Origin of the sequence: Empedobacter brevis (genome assembly GCF_965118635.1) — a bacterium.
GTDB lineage: Bacteria > Bacteroidota > Bacteroidia > Flavobacteriales > Weeksellaceae > Empedobacter > Empedobacter brevis_A.
Map to the genome: position 1 here is coordinate 35,535 of NZ_CBCPHV010000015.1, position 14,500 is coordinate 50,034.

Below are 14,500 nucleotides of genomic sequence, written 5' to 3' on the forward strand. Positions count from 1 at the left end.
GAGTCATATTATTCTTTATATCTTATTGAGTATTGTATTTTTGCAGTAATTATAAATAAAAATGAAATTAAAAATTACTTTACTCTTTTTACTTATTGCATTTTATACAAATGCACAATCTAAAGACTTAAAATTCGGAAAAGTTTCGGAACAAGAATTTAACCTAACTCAAGTTCCATTCGAGAAAGATGCGGATGCTGTTATTCTTTTAGAAGAAGGAAAAATGGATTTAACGCATTCAAATTATTATTTGACTGTAAAACGTAGAATTAAAATTCTAACTGAAAAAGGTGTCGATAAAGCAAATATACAATTAAGCTATTACAGCAAAAGTAAAAATGAATCGATAACTGGAATAAAAGGAAGTACGATTAATATCGTAAATGGAAAAGAGCAAATAACTCCCGTTGATGATAAAGAAATTTTTGATATTTCTTTAAACGAATTGTACTCAGCAAAACGATTTACATTTCCAAATGTAAAAGTAGGATCTATAATAGAATATAGTTATGTAAAGCGAAGCGAACATAATTTTTCGATTGATGCATGGAACTTTCAGCACGATATTCCAACACTTTCAAGTACGTTTAGATTAAATAATCAAGCTTATGGAGCCTACTCAATTATTACAATAGGTGATGGGTTGAATGCTAAATATAAAGGAAAATTAAATTCAACAGAATGGTCTTTAGCCAATATTCAAAGTTACAATCAATTGAAATATGTTTATAATCCTGATGACCAAAGTGAACGTATAAAAATTCAGGCAGATACATACCATACAAATGGAACAAAAAAGCCAACACTAAATGCGTGGAAAGAATTAATACAGGATATAAATACGGAATATGATAGATATAGAAATCCTGCTGCAATAAGAGAAATTGCCCAAAATATTCCAAATGGAAAAGATGAGGTAGAAACTTTAAAAAATATAGTTGAATACATTGATACAAATGTAAAATGGAATAAATTTTACGGAATTATACCAAGTCGATCAAACAAAACCTTACTGAAAGAAATGGCTGGTTCAACAGCAGATATGAACCTTTTATTAAATGAAATTTTAAAAGCAAAAGGTTTTGATAGTTACATGGTATTGTATAGTACACGCGATCATGGACAAATTTTGCTTACATATCCAATCGTTAACCAATTCAACTCTGTTTTAACAGTTGTGAAATTAAATAATGGAGCGTTGAATATTATTTTAGATGCTTCAAAACTGAATAAGGAACAAATCGAATTTGCTCCTCTTAATGTGTTTAATTATTATGGAGTAGTTATCAAAAAAGGAGAAGCTTCTTTTGTGAAATTGAATCAAAGATTGTCTTATTATGAATCAGCATTGAAGTATAATTTTACAAAGGATGGCAATGTAATTCTTGATCGAAAAGATAAATTCAATGGTTATTTTTATGAATCTGATTCGGATGAAAAAAATGTATTGAATAAATTTTTAACAGAATCCTTAGATGTTCGTTTGGACGAAGAAATAAATGATGATACGGTTTTTGAAATCGATTCTTACGTTAAAAATTATAAAGCAAAAACAAAAATCCTAAATGCGCCATTTTATACATTTATAAATCCTTTGCGAGAGTTTCTAAAACAATATACTTTTGAAGATACAAATCGTCAACGCAAAATAGAATTTAATTATCCATATTTGTTTAATATTCAAGTAAAATCAAAAATTCCTGAAGGTTATGAAGTAGTTCTTGATGATAAGTATAAAGCACATCATAAATCTGATCTTGGATTAGAATATTACCAAGAAGCAAAAATGAAAGATGGAGAATTGGTCATAACAATTCAATATTTATTGCCAGAAGGTGTTTATGAAGCAGAAAAATACAACGAACTAAAACAATTCTTTGAGAAAATAAAATCAGAATCTCTGAAAGAAGTTTTAATGAAAAAGAAATAAAAATAAAACCGCACTGAAAAAATTTAGTGCGGTTTTTTTATTTATTCAATCACCATCAAATTACAACCCCGAACGTCCGAATGATCGAAACGTCCTAAGATTTCAAATTGATTTTGAGATATTTTTTTTCCTAAATCATCAGTTGCTATAAAACTAATTGAATTGTAATTAGCCAAATCAATCACATTTACGCCACCAGTTTTTCCTTCTTCAACATATTGGAAAGGATCTTCGGTTTCTCGAATTAAAATTCGCATCCAATTTGGCGATTTAAATGTCAAATCTCCGCGAGAATATCCTTGCGAAAGCAATTCTGTCATTCCATATTCCGAATGAATTTCATTTGTACCAAAGCCATCTTTCAAAATTCCATGCAATTCTTCGCGCGTAATTTCTTTCTTGCGTCCTTTCATTCCGCCAGTTTCCATTACAATTGTATGTTGCAAATTCATTTTATAACTCTCAACAAAATCTAATAAAGCGAACGAAACTCCTATTAAAATAGCTTTTTTACCCGTTTTTTCGTGCGCAATAAGATTTTCATACAATTCATCGTGATTATATAAATAGAAACCACTTTTATCGCTGTCAGATTTCTCAATCCAATATTCCACCATATCAATTAAAGACGAACCAGTTCGCTCCAAATACGAGGGCAAAAGTGCGAAAATAGTATAGTCGGAAAGTGGACCATAAAATTGCTCGAAACATTTCTCTAAACTATAATGATACAATGCCAAATCTGTTACCAAATGTTTACTTGTTGACATTCCTGTTGTTCCAGAACTTGTAAAAATCTTTTCAACTTCACGATTTCCCGAAATCAATTCAAATTTCTTAAAAAACTGAATTGGTAAAAAAGGAATTTCGTTGGTGTGTTTTACAGTAGAATAATCAACGTTCAAGAAATTTAAGAAGTTTTTGTACACTTCATTTTCTTGCGCTTGATAGCGGAAAACTTCCAATGCAACGTTTTGGAAATCTTCTTCGGATTGAATAGAAAAAATTTGCTTTGAATCAAACATTTTGCAAAATTACAAAATAGAGTAGAAGTGAACGAATTTAGAAGTTAAAACCATTCAATTAATTTTACAAATTCAAGAATTATTAATAGAACTATAAAAAATAGAAATCCAAAAATCCACTTTCATAATATATTTCAGCAAGTTTGTTTCTAAAAGTTAAATCATTTGGAAAATAATTAATAAGATTTCTTAATCGTAAAGTAGCTTTGTACTTTCGGCCTTGTTCCAAATCATAATTTATTTTATCAAGTAAACTTTTTTGCATGAAGTAAATATAAATAAATCTACTGATTTTTCAGTTTTACAATTGTTGCATTGGCTTTGTAAAGATGATCGCCAAGAATTTCGTAATTCTGAATCAAATCTTTGTAGAAAAGCGCACTTGTCGTTAAAAGTTTCTCTTTTTCGATGGTTTTCATCAAATTTGCTTCCGCTTCTTTATAAATTGTATTAATCGTTTTTTCTATAAATTCAGCTTGTTTGATAGAAACTTTTTCTTGTGTTTCGTTCAAATTTTGATTTAAAATTCGAGTTGTTTGATCTAAATTATCTTGAAATTCGACCAAATAAGTTCTCATTTTTGGAGTAAAATAACTATTAGTCATACGACGACGACGATGGATAGACGAAATTTTGATTGCAATATCGCCAACACTTTCCAAATGATGACAAAGCGTAATTAACTGATGAATTGCAATTGTATTTTCGTTTGGTAAATCCAAATCTGCAATTTCATTTAGAAAATCATTTACTTCTCGCTCCAATTGATCACCTTCCTTTTCGAGTTCTAAAATTCGTTCACGAAAAACCAAAATCTTTTCTTCATCACTTTCAGTAATCATTCGCCCAAGCGTATAAATCGTTTGTTTTGTTGTAGAAGCGAGTTTTAACAACTTTTTGTTAGCTTCATTTTTATATAAATCAGAATTTGTACCGAAAGGAATAGCATAAAACTCTAATTTATTATCTGCTGATTTTATAGAAAAATATTTTTTCTGACAATAGAAAGCTAATTTATTGATGAATGGAGTAAATAGAAGTAATCCAACTAAATTACTAATAGTATCAAATGTAATAAGCTGTATGGTGATATTAGATGAAATGTAAGTTCCAATAAATTTTAATACAAAATTGCCAATTAGCATAAAAATCAATGCAATGACAATATTAAAAAATGTATGGAAAGCGGCAACAATTTTTGTGTATTTATCTCCAATTGCAGCAACTAAATGCGCTGTAAAAGTTGTTCCAATATTTGCTCCTAAAACAATCATTGCAGCAAATTCTATTGGCAAACCTTTGCTTGCTAACAAAATTGAAATCGTAATGGATGCTGAAGAGAAATGAACTAAAATCGTTAGTAATATTCCAAAGAAAATAAACAATAAATTGCTTAAAAAGCCATAATTCAACATATGTTGAAAAAAGTCTTCTAACTCTTGATGGTTTTCTATAGAAGGTAAAAAGTATTTAAGGAAATAAAGAGAAAGAAAAAGCAACGAAAGCGAAAATAAGATTCCACCTATTTTTCTTTGATTTCTTTTTTTCGAAAGATAAAACGGAAAAGCAACTAATATAAGTGGCAATGCAATTTGTATTAAATCGAATTTCATTCCGAAATACACCAACCACAATGTTAGCGTAGTTCCGATATTCGCACCCAATATCAAACCAAATGCTTTTCGCAAATTAATCAATCCTGCATTTACAAAACCTAATATAAAAACACTCGCAGCCGAGGAAGATTGTATAGCTGTTGTAAAAAGAGTTCCCGTAACAATTGTTGAAAAATTGTTTTTGGTAAGTTTATTTAAAGTACGTTTAAAATTCGATCCAGATAACGCTTGTAAATTTTCGCTTAATAATTTGATTGCAAAAATAAACAAAGCAATTGCTCCGAATAATTGCAAAATTTGTATGATAAGGTGCATTAATGATTAATTGAATACAAAAATAGGAACTCCAATGTAAATAGAATATTATCTTTTGAACTTTTATTTCAAAAAAAAGTTTAATTTTTTTTGAATTCTAAAATTCTGATTTTCAAAATTGAAGTGAATTTTTATAAAAAACTTCTAATTTTTTTTGGAAAAACATTTGCGAGATTCGAAAAACTGCCCTAATATTGCACCACGAAAAAGGAACAATACTTCTTTCGAGAAATAAATTTCCTGTTTTCAATTTGAAATATTCAATTAATAATATTTTTGCCGATGTAGCTCAGCTGGCTAGAGCAGCTGATTTGTAATCAGCAGGTCGTGGGTTCGAGTCCCTCTATCGGCTCAGCAAAAATATAGGTCGGGGAGATACTCAAGCGGCCAACGAGGACGGACTGTAAATCCGTTGGGTAACCTTCGCAGGTTCGAATCCTGCTCTCCCCACAAAATAAGCCGATGTAGCTCAGCTGGCTAGAGCAGCTGATTTGTAATCAGCAGGTCGTGGGTTCGAGTCCCTCTATCGGCTCAATAAAAAGTTTATATTTTTACTTTTAAAACAAAAAATAATAAGCCGATGTAGCTCAGCTGGCTAGAGCAGCTGATTTGTAATCAGCAGGTCGTGGGTTCGAGTCCCTCTATCGGCTCAACAAAAATATAATATATAGGTCGGGGAGATACTCAAGCGGCCAACGAGGACGGACTGTAAATCCGTTGGGTAACCTTCGCAGGTTCGAATCCTGCTCTCCCCACAATCCATTTTTAAATATTTGGAATGAATCATCAAGCTTTTGATGATTTTTTTTATTAATGTAAGCATCATAAAAAAAGCCCTTTTAAAGGACTTTTTACTTGATGATGTTTTTGATAATCTCTATCGAATAGACATTCGAAATTTTCTCTATAAAACTATTAAAATCTAATGTAGAATGATCGTCAGCATCATCTGATATTGTTCTGATAATGATAAACGGAATATCAAATTCGTAACAAACTTGTGCTACAGCAGCACCTTCCATTTCTACGCAAAGAATTTCTGGTAAGTTTTGTTGTAATTTTTCTTTTTGGGAATTTGTAGAGAAAAATAAATCTCCAGAACCAATTAATCCAATATGAAGCTGAGGTTGATGAATATTAAATTTATCCAAATCTTTTTCTGAAATTACATGATGTAAATGTTGTTCTTCTAAGATTTCTGAAATAGCGGTTGTAGCAACTTCTACTTGAGCTGAATTAGCATCGAAGTAAGCTTTGTTTAACATCGGAATTTCGTAAGCGGGAAAAAGAGGCTGAGCATTCATATCATGTTGAATCAAACTTTTTCCTAAAACAATATCTCCAATCTTTACATCAGGATGAATTCCGCCTGCAACACCTGTAAAAATTAATTCAGAAATTTTAAATTCAAGAATTAATGTTGTAACTGTTGCAGAAGCAGCAACTTTACCAACACGAGAATAAACAACGACAACTTTTTGATTGTTTAATTCTCCCGTAAAATAACTTCGTCTACCAATTTTATGTTCTTGCTTGTTTGTTAATAAGTTTACTACACCATTTATTTCTTGTGGTATAGCGCCCATTATTCCAATTATTTTTTCGCTCATTTTTCTTATTTGCGAGCGAAGTTACCAATTTATTTTCTGTATTTGTAAACCGAACAATAAATCTCGTAGATTAGAATAAAAGGCAAACAAATGATAATCAAAGATGTATTTAGAAGATTTTTTATCATGATACAAAAGTATACTTTTTTTAGAATATGCTAAAAATCAATTATGAATTAGAGTACTGTTGTTGTATTTTTGTATCATAAAAATATAAAATGAGAAAAATATCTACAGCGATTATATGCTGTGCATCAATAATGTTGATGAATTGTACGAATAAAACGGAAGATAAAGTAGTAGAACAACCAACTAAAACTGCTACAACAGTCGAAGAACCAACAGAAATTGTACAAGGTGTAATTAGAAAATCTGGAGTTGAATGGACAGCTTATAAAACAACAGATAAAGTTGCTGTTTCAGGACGTTTTGATGTTGTTTTAGTAAAGAATGCAAACGAAGAAGGGAAAACACCTCAAGAAGTTTTAGAAGGAGCAGATATTATTGCAACAGTTGCGACTTTAAATTCTGACCAAATTGATCGCGATCAAAAATTGAAAGATATTTTGTTCGGAAATATGATGAATACAAGCGAAGTTAAAGGTCAATTACATTTTAGAGATGGTAAAACTTTCTTGAATTTAACATTGAATAATGCTTCAAAAGAATACGAAGTAAAATCTACATTCGAGAATAATGTATTTACGATTGAAACAGATGTTGACTTGATGGATTTTAATGCAGGAAAAGCTGTGGAAGCGTTAAACAAAGCTTGTTTAGAATTACACAAAGGAGCAGATGGCGTTTCGAAAACATGGAGTGAAGTTCATATCAAAGGTCAAGTAGAATTTAGCGATAGTTTCGGTAAATAATTCAAAAAAATAAAAATTTAAGGCTACATTTTTGTAGTCTTAATTTTTATAATCAAATCACGAACTAATGAATTGGGTAATTTTAGTAATCGCAGGATTGTGCGAAGTAGGTTTCGCATCTTGTCTTGGAAAAGCAAAAGAAGCAACCGGAAATGAAACATATTTATGGTACGGAGGTTTTTTATTTTTCTTAACGGTAAGTATGGTTTTATTGGTAAAAGCAACGCAAACTTTACCAATTGGAACAGCTTATGCAGTTTGGACGGGAATTGGCGCAGTAGGAACAGTTTTGATCGGAATCTTTATCTTTAAAGAACCAGCAAGTTTTTGGCGTGTATTCTTTTTAGTAACTTTAATTTGCTCAATTATAGGATTAAAATTTGTATCAAATTAATTCTCAAAAAAGATTTAATTATAAAACATTATTTTAAATATAAAAAAAGAGAACCAATTTGGTTCTCTTTTTTATGCTCTTTTATTTTTTATGCTTTGAATAATTCATTCAGATTAATTCCTCCGAAATTACCTGAACTCATCATCAAGAATATTTTATCTTTTTTATCTAAGCTTTCAATATATTCTTTTAATTGTTCACCGTTTGTAAAAACAAGAATAGAATCATCTCCGAATGCTTTTTTGATATCTTCTGGAGAAATCATAGGCATACGTTTTATCTCTAAAGCTTCTGGGCTATACATGACTATTTTTATATCCGCTTTGTCCAAAGCGCCTTTATATTGTACTAAAAACTCAGGATTCAATGAAGAATAAGTATGAATTTCTAAACATCCAACAACTGTTTTGTCTGTATATTGCTCTTTCACTGCATTGGTAACCGAAGTTACTTTACTCGGAGCGTGTGCAAAATCTTTGTAAGCAACAAAATCAGATGTTCTATTAATTAATTCTAAACGTTTAGAAGCGCCTTTGAATGATTGAATGGCTTCATTGAAATCATCATCCATTACGCCTAATTGTTTACAGATTGCTCGAGCTCCTTCTAGATTCATTAAATTATGATTACCAAAAACTTCTAATGGAATTGGGCCATCTTCTGTTTCTATAAAAGTAATCCCATTCTCTATAAAATGTTCTGGCAAATGATAAGGAAATTTTTTTATGGCTTTCTCTGTTTCATCAACGATTTTAACGACTTCTGCATCTGTTTCGTTGTAAATTAAAGCGCCGCCATTTACGATAGATTCGACAAATTTTGAGAATTGTAAAGTATAATCTGCAAATGTTGGGAAAACATTGATATGATCCCAAGCAATTCCCGAAATCAAAGCAATATTTGGTTGATATAATAAGAATTTCGAACGACGATCCAAGGCAGATGATAAATATTCGTCACCTTCCATAATCATAAATTCATTATCCTCTGTCAACTTTACCATTACATCAAACCCGTCCAATTGAGCACCAACCATATAATCAACATCAATATTATGGTAATGCAAAACGTGTAAAATCATTGATGTAATTGTCGTTTTTCCATGAGAACCACCTATTACAACACGTGTTTTATCTTTTGATTGTTCGTATAAATATTCTGGGTATGAATAGATTTTTAATCCTAATTCTTGTGCACATAACATTTCAGGATTATCAGCATGAGCATGCATTCCCAAAATAACGGCATCCAAATCTGCTGTTATTTTTTCTGGAAACCAACCCATTTCTTCTGGTAAAATTCCGCGTTGTTCTAAGCGAGTTTTCGAAGGTTCGAAAATAGCATCGTCAGAACCTGTTACTTGATAGCCTTTTTCATGCAAAGCAATTGCTAAATTGTGCATTGCACTTCCACCAATTGCAATAAAATGAACTTTTTTCATTTTGTATGTTGTATTCTTTTAATCTTTTTTATTTTCTTCCTCGTAGCCCATATCTTCGAAATCATCAAACTCTTCGTCGTCTTCATTCAAATAATCGTCTAATGATTTTTCACAATTTTCGGCAAGGATATCGTCCATTGGTCGAACTTTATTAAATTCTGGCGCTTGCTCAATTGCATTCATAATTTTTTGCATAATTGCATCGCTCGAATCATTTTCATAATCAATATCCAATGGTTCTTTGAATGTCATTGTTGCATTAATTCCTCGTTTTTTGATACGTAAACCTTTTTTATCAAAAGCTCTACGAAAACCATCAATCACAACTGGAATAACGATTGGTTTATTTTTCTTGATTAAATGAGCTGTTCCACGACGACCAGGAGCAAAAGCAGTTGTAGTTCCTTGCGGAAATGTTACGACCCAACCACTTTGCAATGCAATATCGATATTATTAATTTCGTTTAAATCAACTTTTCTATTTACATTTTCGCCTTTTGCACGCCAAGTTCTTTTCACGGTAACAGCTCCTGTATAAGCGAATAATTTTGTCAAAAGATTATCTTTCATCGTTTCTTCAGCAGCAACGTAATAAAAGTCAATTTTAGGATTTAGTAAATAAATAGGATTTTTAATGGTATCGATAAAGCCATTTTTTACACTACAAAATACATGATACATTGCAAATACATCAGCAAAATAAGTTTGATGATTCGAAACGAATAATACATTTTGAGATGGTAAATGAACCAAGTTTTTTGTACCGCTTACTTTTAGTTTATTGAAACCATTGTATCGGTTATAGGTAAATGATCCTAATAAGAAAATTAATGTTCTTTTTAGGAAATATAGATGTCCAAACGAATCGCGGAATGCGTTCTTTTTCTTTGCTTTTTGAGACACGAGTTTTATTGTTTAAGTTACAAATTTAATACGATTTTTAAATAATCTTTAAATTCTTCTAAAATCATTGCAGTTGCGCCCCATAGATATTCATCATCACCAATGTTGTAACCAGGTATTTCGACAACTTGTCCAGAAAATTCTCGTTCAAAAACTTCATAATCAGCATTCAAAAAAGCTTCTAAATTTAATGGAACAACATATTGTACTTCACGTTCATCAGGATTGAAATTAGGTTCGCCATGATAAATTCCTATGTAAGGATAAACCAAGAAATTGCTTGGTGGAATATACATTTCGCTCAATTGTCTTACAACCTCAATGTTTTCATAATCTACACCAAGTTCTTCTACCGTTTCGCGAATTGCAGTTTCGTCAAAACTAATGTCTTGCTCCTCAAATTGTCCGCCAGGTAAAGAAAATTGATGCGAATGTGCTCCTTCGTAAGAAACACGCATAGTTACTGGAAATTCGATTTCTCCATCTTCATTTTGATACAATAAAATCATCACAGACGCACTTCTAGGATTGGTACGTTTTACATATTCTAAATCAAATTTTTGACGATATGGAGGCGAAAGCTTTTCATGAGATTCCCAACCTGGCAATTCTTCTACACTTTCGGCTAATAAATATTTTAATTCTTCTAAATCTAAATACAAAATTAATTGATTTTTAAGCTAATAAAAAAGAGTGACATTTTTCGTCACTTTTTTCAAAGATAATTATTTTCATTGAAGAAAAATAAACCTTTACAGGAAGCTTTATTAATTCTTTAACTTTTGAGATAACGGAATAAAAATTCAGAATTAGGACTTGTACATGAATATTTTTGAAATTTCACATTTTAAGTTTTAACTTCGTTAAGTTAAAAACTTAAAAAATGTTCAATAAAAAACTTTTTTACGGAATGATGGTTGGTTCGTCTATTTTAGCCACATCATGTAGTCAAAAGTCAACAAATAGTATGTGGAACGATAAAAATCCTTTTTTTGAAGTCAGCAAATTGCCTTATCATACTGCCGATTTTTCAAAAATTAAAAATGAAGATTTCAAACCAGCTTTGTTACAAGGGATGGCAGAGCAATTGGTCGAAATTAATAAAATTGCAAATAATCCTGATGCACCAACATTTGAAAATACGTTGGTCGAAATGGAAAAGTCTGGTCAATTATTATCAAGAGTTAGCCATGTTTTCGGATTATTGACAGGAGCGAATACAAACGAAGTTTTGCAAGCAGTAGAAGAGGAGATGTCGCCTAAATTTGCTGCTCATAGCGATGCAATTTATTTGAATGATAAATTGTTTCAACGTGTAAAAACGTTACATGATAACAAAAAATCATTGAATTTAGATAAAGAATCATCTCGTTTATTAGATGTTTATTATCAACGTTTTGAATTGGCTGGAGCTAATTTGTCCGCTTCACAAAAAGATGAGTTGAAAAAATTGAATGGAGAAATAGCTTCTTTAGAAACAAAATTTTCAAATCAATTATTAAAAGGAACAAAATCTGGTGGTGTTACATTTTCGAAAGAAGAATTAACAGGATTGAGTGATGCTGATTTAGAAGCTTTCCGACAAGAAGACGGAACATATTTAATCAGTTTATTGAATACAACTCAACAACCAGAGTTACAAAATATGAGCAATCCAGCTTCAAGAAAAAAATTATTTGATGCAGCTTGGATTAGAACAGAGAAAAATGACGAAAATGATACGCGTGCAACAATTTTAACTTTAGTTAAAAAACGTGCTGAAAAAGCAAAATTATTAGGTTTTGCAAATTATGCAGAATGGAATTTGCAAGACCAAATGGCACAAAATCCAACTGCTGCAAAAGGAATTTTGAATCAGATGATTCCAGCAGCTACTGCAATGGCACAAAAAGATGCGAAAGAATTTGAAGCGTTAGCGAAGAAAGAAAATCCAGCAAATACATTAACTGCTGCAGATTGGAACTATTATGCGGAGAAAGTTCGTAAAGAAAAATATGACATTGACGAAAACGAAATGAAACCTTATTTTGTTTTAGATTCAGTTGTTGAGAATGGAATTTTCTTTATGGCAAAAGAATTGTACGGAATTTCTTTCAAAAAACGTACAGATATTCCAACATGGAATGAAGATGTAAAAGTGTATGAACTATTCAATGAAGATGGTTCGAAATTAGGATTGTTTTATACAGATTATTTCAAAAGAGATTCTAAACAAGGAGGTGCTTGGATGAGTAATCTTGTAGAACAATCACATTTATTTGGAACAAAACCTGTTATTTATAATGTTGGAAATTACACAAAACCTGCCAATGGTCAACCAGCATTGATTTCGTATGACGATGTGGTAACAACTTTCCACGAATTTGGCCATGCTTTGCACGGTTTCTTTGCAAATCAAAAATATCCAACTTTATCAGGAACAAATGTTTCGAGAGATTTTGTAGAATTTCCATCGCAATTTCATGAACATTATGTAACGGAACCTTCTATCTTGAAAAATTATGCGAAGCATTATCAAACAGGAGCTCCAATCCCTGATGAATTGGTAGAGAAAATGAAAAAAGCCTCAAACTTTAATAAAGGTTATTCGTTGACAGAAATACTTTCTGCTGCAGCTTTAGATTTGTCTTGGCATACAGTTTCTGCTGATAAAGTGATTTCAAATGTAGATGATTTCGAGAAACAAGCTTTAATCGATAATAAAACAAATTTACCACAAGTTCCACCTCGTTATCGTTCTTCTTATTTTAGTCATATTTTTGGCGGTGGATACGCAGCGGGATATTTTGCGTATATCTGGGCAGAAATGTTAGATCATGATGCATACCAATGGACAATTGAAAATGGAGGAATGTCTCGTAAAAATGGTCAAATTTTGAGGGATAAAGTTTTTTCTCAAGGAAATTCAGATGATTTGAATGTTATTTATAAAAATTTTAGAGGTAAAAATCCTTCTATAGAGCCGATGTTAAAATACCACGGATTGAAATAATTATTCTAAAATATTAACAACTTAAAAATCCAAGACATAGTTCTTGGATTTTTTTCGTTTTATGAATAAATTTGCAGCTATAAAAACAAGTATAAATGGGAAGAGCATTTGAATTTAGAAAAGGACGTAAAATGAAACGTTGGGCGGCAATGTCTAAAGCGTTTACTAAAATTGGGAAGGATATCGTAATGGCAGTAAAAGCTGGAGGACCTGATCCGCATTCAAATTCTCATCTTCGTGCGGTGATTCAGAATGCGAAGGCTGTCAATATGCCAAAAGATAACATTGAGCGCGCAATAAAAAAAGCGTCTGATAAAAATACAGAAAACTATAAAGAAGTTCTTTTTGAAGGTTATGGACCTCACGGAATTGCGATTTTGGTAGAAACTTCTACAAATAACAACAATCGTACAGTAGCAAATGTACGCTCGTACTTCAACAAATGTAACGGACAATTAGGAACACAAGGTTCTGTTGAGTTTATGTTTGATCATATTTGTAATTTCAAAATTCAAAAACCTGAAAATGTAGATTTAGAGGAATTAGAATTTGAAATGATTGACTTTGGAGTAGAGGAGATTTTTGAAGATGAAGATGGAATTGTATTAATTGCACCTTTCGAGAATTACGGAACAATCTTTAAATCTTTGGAAGAAGGAGGATATGAAATTATTTCATCAGAATTCGAAAGAATTCCACAGACAACAAAAGAATTAACAGAAGAACAAAAATCAGACATCGAGAAATTGTTAGAGAAATTTGACGAGGATGAAGACGTAAACAACGTTTATCATACGATGAAAGAAGACGAAGAAGAGGAAGAATAATCTTTTTCGAAAAAATTAATATTAAAACCGTTTAATTTATTTTAAACGGTTTTTTTTATCTTTAACCATAATTGAATTTTTGGAAAATGATAAAGATCCTAACTTTACTTGGTTTGATTTTACAATTCGTTGCATTCTGGATGGCAGCACCAGAAATACTTGGATCAGATTGGTTGAGTAAAACCGAAGAAATGATTCGAAAAGCAATTAATCAGTTACCACAAGTAATTTTGGCTATATTAGGAATAGCGATAGGAATGATGTTTTATCATTCGATGAGTTCTATTTTTGTGTTTAGCATTGTTATTCCCATTATAGTTTTACTGTTGCTTTTTTATAAAAAAGTAGAACAATTATTGGATAAAAAAATTTCGAAACCATTGGTCAATAAATTAATCATAAACGAAACTTTTCGTTTTACTTTATTGAAGTTTGCAGCCTTATTTTTTACGCTTGGTTTCCTTATTCAGATGATTTTGGTAATTATTACATAATTTTTTTATTAAAATATTCTTTTGATACTGAATAAACTATGTTTTTATATTAAAAAAACTTTAAGTTAAGGTTTGGAAATT

13 protein-coding genes and 5 tRNA genes are annotated in these 14,500 nt (G+C 31.0%); 11 read left to right on the forward strand and 7 right to left on the reverse strand.

What is annotated here, in order from left to right; all coding sequences use genetic code 11:
* Nucleotides 1-61: 61 nt before the first annotated feature.
* Nucleotides 62-1,930 (forward strand): DUF3857 domain-containing protein, encoded by a 1,869-nt coding sequence (locus tag ACMHJW_RS13555; protein ID WP_413533940.1) that lies wholly within the window; start codon nt 62-64, stop codon nt 1,928-1,930.
* A 41-nt stretch (nt 1,931-1,971) separates the two neighbouring features.
* On the opposite strand, the gene ACMHJW_RS13560 is transcribed toward ACMHJW_RS13555, so the two are convergent.
* The 3 genes from ACMHJW_RS13560 to ACMHJW_RS13570 form a co-directional block, all read right to left on the reverse strand.
* Nucleotides 1,972-2,955 carry an acyl transferase gene (locus ACMHJW_RS13560; RefSeq protein ID WP_413533941.1) on the reverse strand — a complete coding sequence of 328 codons (984 nt, stop codon included), beginning with the start codon at nt 2,953-2,955 and terminating at the stop codon, nt 1,972-1,974.
* A gap of 91 nt (nt 2,956-3,046) precedes the next feature.
* Nucleotides 3,047-3,220: a DUF6584 family protein gene (locus ACMHJW_RS13565; protein WP_413533942.1), complete on the reverse strand. Its 174-nt coding sequence runs from the start codon at nt 3,218-3,220 to the stop codon at nt 3,047-3,049.
* Nucleotides 3,221-3,239: 19 nt separating this feature from the next.
* Nucleotides 3,240-4,886 carry a Na/Pi cotransporter family protein gene (locus ACMHJW_RS13570; RefSeq protein WP_413533943.1) on the reverse strand — a complete coding sequence of 549 codons (1,647 nt, stop codon included), beginning with the start codon at nt 4,884-4,886 and terminating at the stop codon, nt 3,240-3,242.
* 278 nt (nt 4,887-5,164) lie between these two features.
* On the opposite strand from ACMHJW_RS13570, the gene ACMHJW_RS13575 reads away from it, so the two are divergent.
* The 5 genes from ACMHJW_RS13575 to ACMHJW_RS13595 all read left to right on the forward strand — a co-directional run bounded on the left by ACMHJW_RS13575 (nt 5,165) and on the right by ACMHJW_RS13595 (nt 5,641).
* A tRNA-Thr gene (locus ACMHJW_RS13575) sits at nt 5,165-5,238 on the forward strand.
* A gap of 17 nt (nt 5,239-5,255) precedes the next feature.
* Nucleotides 5,256-5,336 (forward strand) — tRNA-Tyr (locus tag ACMHJW_RS13580).
* An 8-nt stretch (nt 5,337-5,344) separates the two neighbouring features.
* A tRNA-Thr gene (locus ACMHJW_RS13585) sits at nt 5,345-5,418 on the forward strand.
* 44 nt (nt 5,419-5,462) lie between these two features.
* A tRNA-Thr gene (locus ACMHJW_RS13590) sits at nt 5,463-5,536 on the forward strand.
* Nucleotides 5,537-5,560: 24 nt separating this feature from the next.
* Nucleotides 5,561-5,641, forward strand: a tRNA-Tyr gene (locus ACMHJW_RS13595).
* Between the two features lie 96 nt (nt 5,642-5,737).
* Here ACMHJW_RS13595 and ACMHJW_RS13600 read toward each other — a convergent pair.
* On the reverse strand, nt 5,738-6,496 hold the full coding sequence (locus tag ACMHJW_RS13600; RefSeq protein ID WP_413533944.1) for a 5'-methylthioadenosine/adenosylhomocysteine nucleosidase: 759 nt from the start codon (nt 6,494-6,496) through the stop codon (nt 5,738-5,740).
* Nucleotides 6,497-6,714: 218 nt separating this feature from the next.
* Here ACMHJW_RS13600 and ACMHJW_RS13605 point away from each other — a divergent pair, with 218 nt between their 5' ends.
* Both ACMHJW_RS13605 and ACMHJW_RS13610 read left to right on the forward strand, forming a co-directional pair.
* The gene (locus ACMHJW_RS13605; RefSeq protein ID WP_413533945.1) at nt 6,715-7,368 is read left to right on the forward strand and encodes a hypothetical protein; all 654 of its coding nucleotides are present in this window, start codon (nt 6,715-6,717) and stop codon (nt 7,366-7,368) included.
* Nucleotides 7,369-7,435: 67 nt separating this feature from the next.
* Nucleotides 7,436-7,762 carry a DMT family transporter gene (locus ACMHJW_RS13610; RefSeq protein ID WP_413533946.1) on the forward strand — a complete coding sequence of 109 codons (327 nt, stop codon included), beginning with the start codon at nt 7,436-7,438 and terminating at the stop codon, nt 7,760-7,762.
* Between the two features lie 88 nt (nt 7,763-7,850).
* Here ACMHJW_RS13610 and ACMHJW_RS13615 read toward each other — a convergent pair whose 3' ends face one another.
* From ACMHJW_RS13615 to ACMHJW_RS13625, 3 genes are read right to left on the reverse strand one after another with little or no spacing between them, the layout of a single operon-like run.
* Nucleotides 7,851-9,203 (reverse strand): UDP-N-acetylmuramate--L-alanine ligase, encoded by a 1,353-nt coding sequence (locus ACMHJW_RS13615; protein WP_413533947.1) that lies wholly within the window; start codon nt 9,201-9,203, stop codon nt 7,851-7,853.
* Between the two features lie 18 nt (nt 9,204-9,221).
* Nucleotides 9,222-10,106, reverse strand: a complete 885-nt coding sequence (locus ACMHJW_RS13620) for a lysophospholipid acyltransferase family protein (protein WP_413533948.1) — start codon at nt 10,104-10,106, stop codon at nt 9,222-9,224.
* Nucleotides 10,107-10,123: 17 nt separating this feature from the next.
* The gene (locus ACMHJW_RS13625) at nt 10,124-10,768 is read right to left on the reverse strand and encodes an NUDIX hydrolase (RefSeq protein WP_413533949.1); all 645 of its coding nucleotides are present in this window, start codon (nt 10,766-10,768) and stop codon (nt 10,124-10,126) included.
* 221 nt (nt 10,769-10,989) lie between these two features.
* Between ACMHJW_RS13625 and ACMHJW_RS13630 the strand changes: the two genes are divergently transcribed.
* The 3 genes from ACMHJW_RS13630 (at nt 10,990) to ACMHJW_RS13640 (ending at nt 14,419) form a co-directional block, all read left to right on the forward strand.
* Nucleotides 10,990-13,098 carry a M3 family metallopeptidase gene (locus tag ACMHJW_RS13630; RefSeq protein WP_413533950.1) on the forward strand — a complete coding sequence of 703 codons (2,109 nt, stop codon included), beginning with the start codon at nt 10,990-10,992 and terminating at the stop codon, nt 13,096-13,098.
* 95 nt (nt 13,099-13,193) lie between these two features.
* The gene (locus ACMHJW_RS13635; protein ID WP_413533951.1) at nt 13,194-13,925 is read left to right on the forward strand and encodes a YebC/PmpR family DNA-binding transcriptional regulator; all 732 of its coding nucleotides are present in this window, start codon (nt 13,194-13,196) and stop codon (nt 13,923-13,925) included.
* A gap of 86 nt (nt 13,926-14,011) precedes the next feature.
* The gene (locus ACMHJW_RS13640; protein ID WP_413533952.1) at nt 14,012-14,419 is read left to right on the forward strand and encodes a hypothetical protein; all 408 of its coding nucleotides are present in this window, start codon (nt 14,012-14,014) and stop codon (nt 14,417-14,419) included.
* Nucleotides 14,420-14,500 lie beyond the last annotated feature (81 nt).

Excerpts from the sequence above, each read along its gene's own strand:
- ACMHJW_RS13555 (WP_413533940.1), top strand. The coding sequence starts at position 62 with ATGAAATTAAAAATTACTTTACTCTTTTTACTTATTGCATTTTATACA.
- ACMHJW_RS13560 (WP_413533941.1), bottom strand. The coding sequence starts at position 2,955 with ATGTTTGATTCAAAGCAAATTTTTTCTATTCAATCCGAAGAAGATTTC.
- ACMHJW_RS13565 (WP_413533942.1), bottom strand. The coding sequence starts at position 3,220 with ATGCAAAAAAGTTTACTTGATAAAATAAATTATGATTTGGAACAAGGC.
- ACMHJW_RS13570 (WP_413533943.1), bottom strand. The coding sequence starts at position 4,886 with ATGCACCTTATCATACAAATTTTGCAATTATTCGGAGCAATTGCTTTG.
- ACMHJW_RS13600 (WP_413533944.1), bottom strand. The coding sequence starts at position 6,496 with ATGAGCGAAAAAATAATTGGAATAATGGGCGCTATACCACAAGAAATA.
- ACMHJW_RS13605 (WP_413533945.1), top strand. The coding sequence starts at position 6,715 with ATGAGAAAAATATCTACAGCGATTATATGCTGTGCATCAATAATGTTG.
- ACMHJW_RS13610 (WP_413533946.1), top strand. The coding sequence starts at position 7,436 with ATGAATTGGGTAATTTTAGTAATCGCAGGATTGTGCGAAGTAGGTTTC.
- ACMHJW_RS13615 (WP_413533947.1), bottom strand. The coding sequence starts at position 9,203 with ATGAAAAAAGTTCATTTTATTGCAATTGGTGGAAGTGCAATGCACAAT.
- ACMHJW_RS13630 (WP_413533950.1), top strand. The coding sequence starts at position 10,990 with ATGTTCAATAAAAAACTTTTTTACGGAATGATGGTTGGTTCGTCTATT.
- ACMHJW_RS13635 (WP_413533951.1), top strand. The coding sequence starts at position 13,194 with ATGGGAAGAGCATTTGAATTTAGAAAAGGACGTAAAATGAAACGTTGG.
- ACMHJW_RS13640 (WP_413533952.1), top strand. The coding sequence starts at position 14,012 with ATGATAAAGATCCTAACTTTACTTGGTTTGATTTTACAATTCGTTGCA.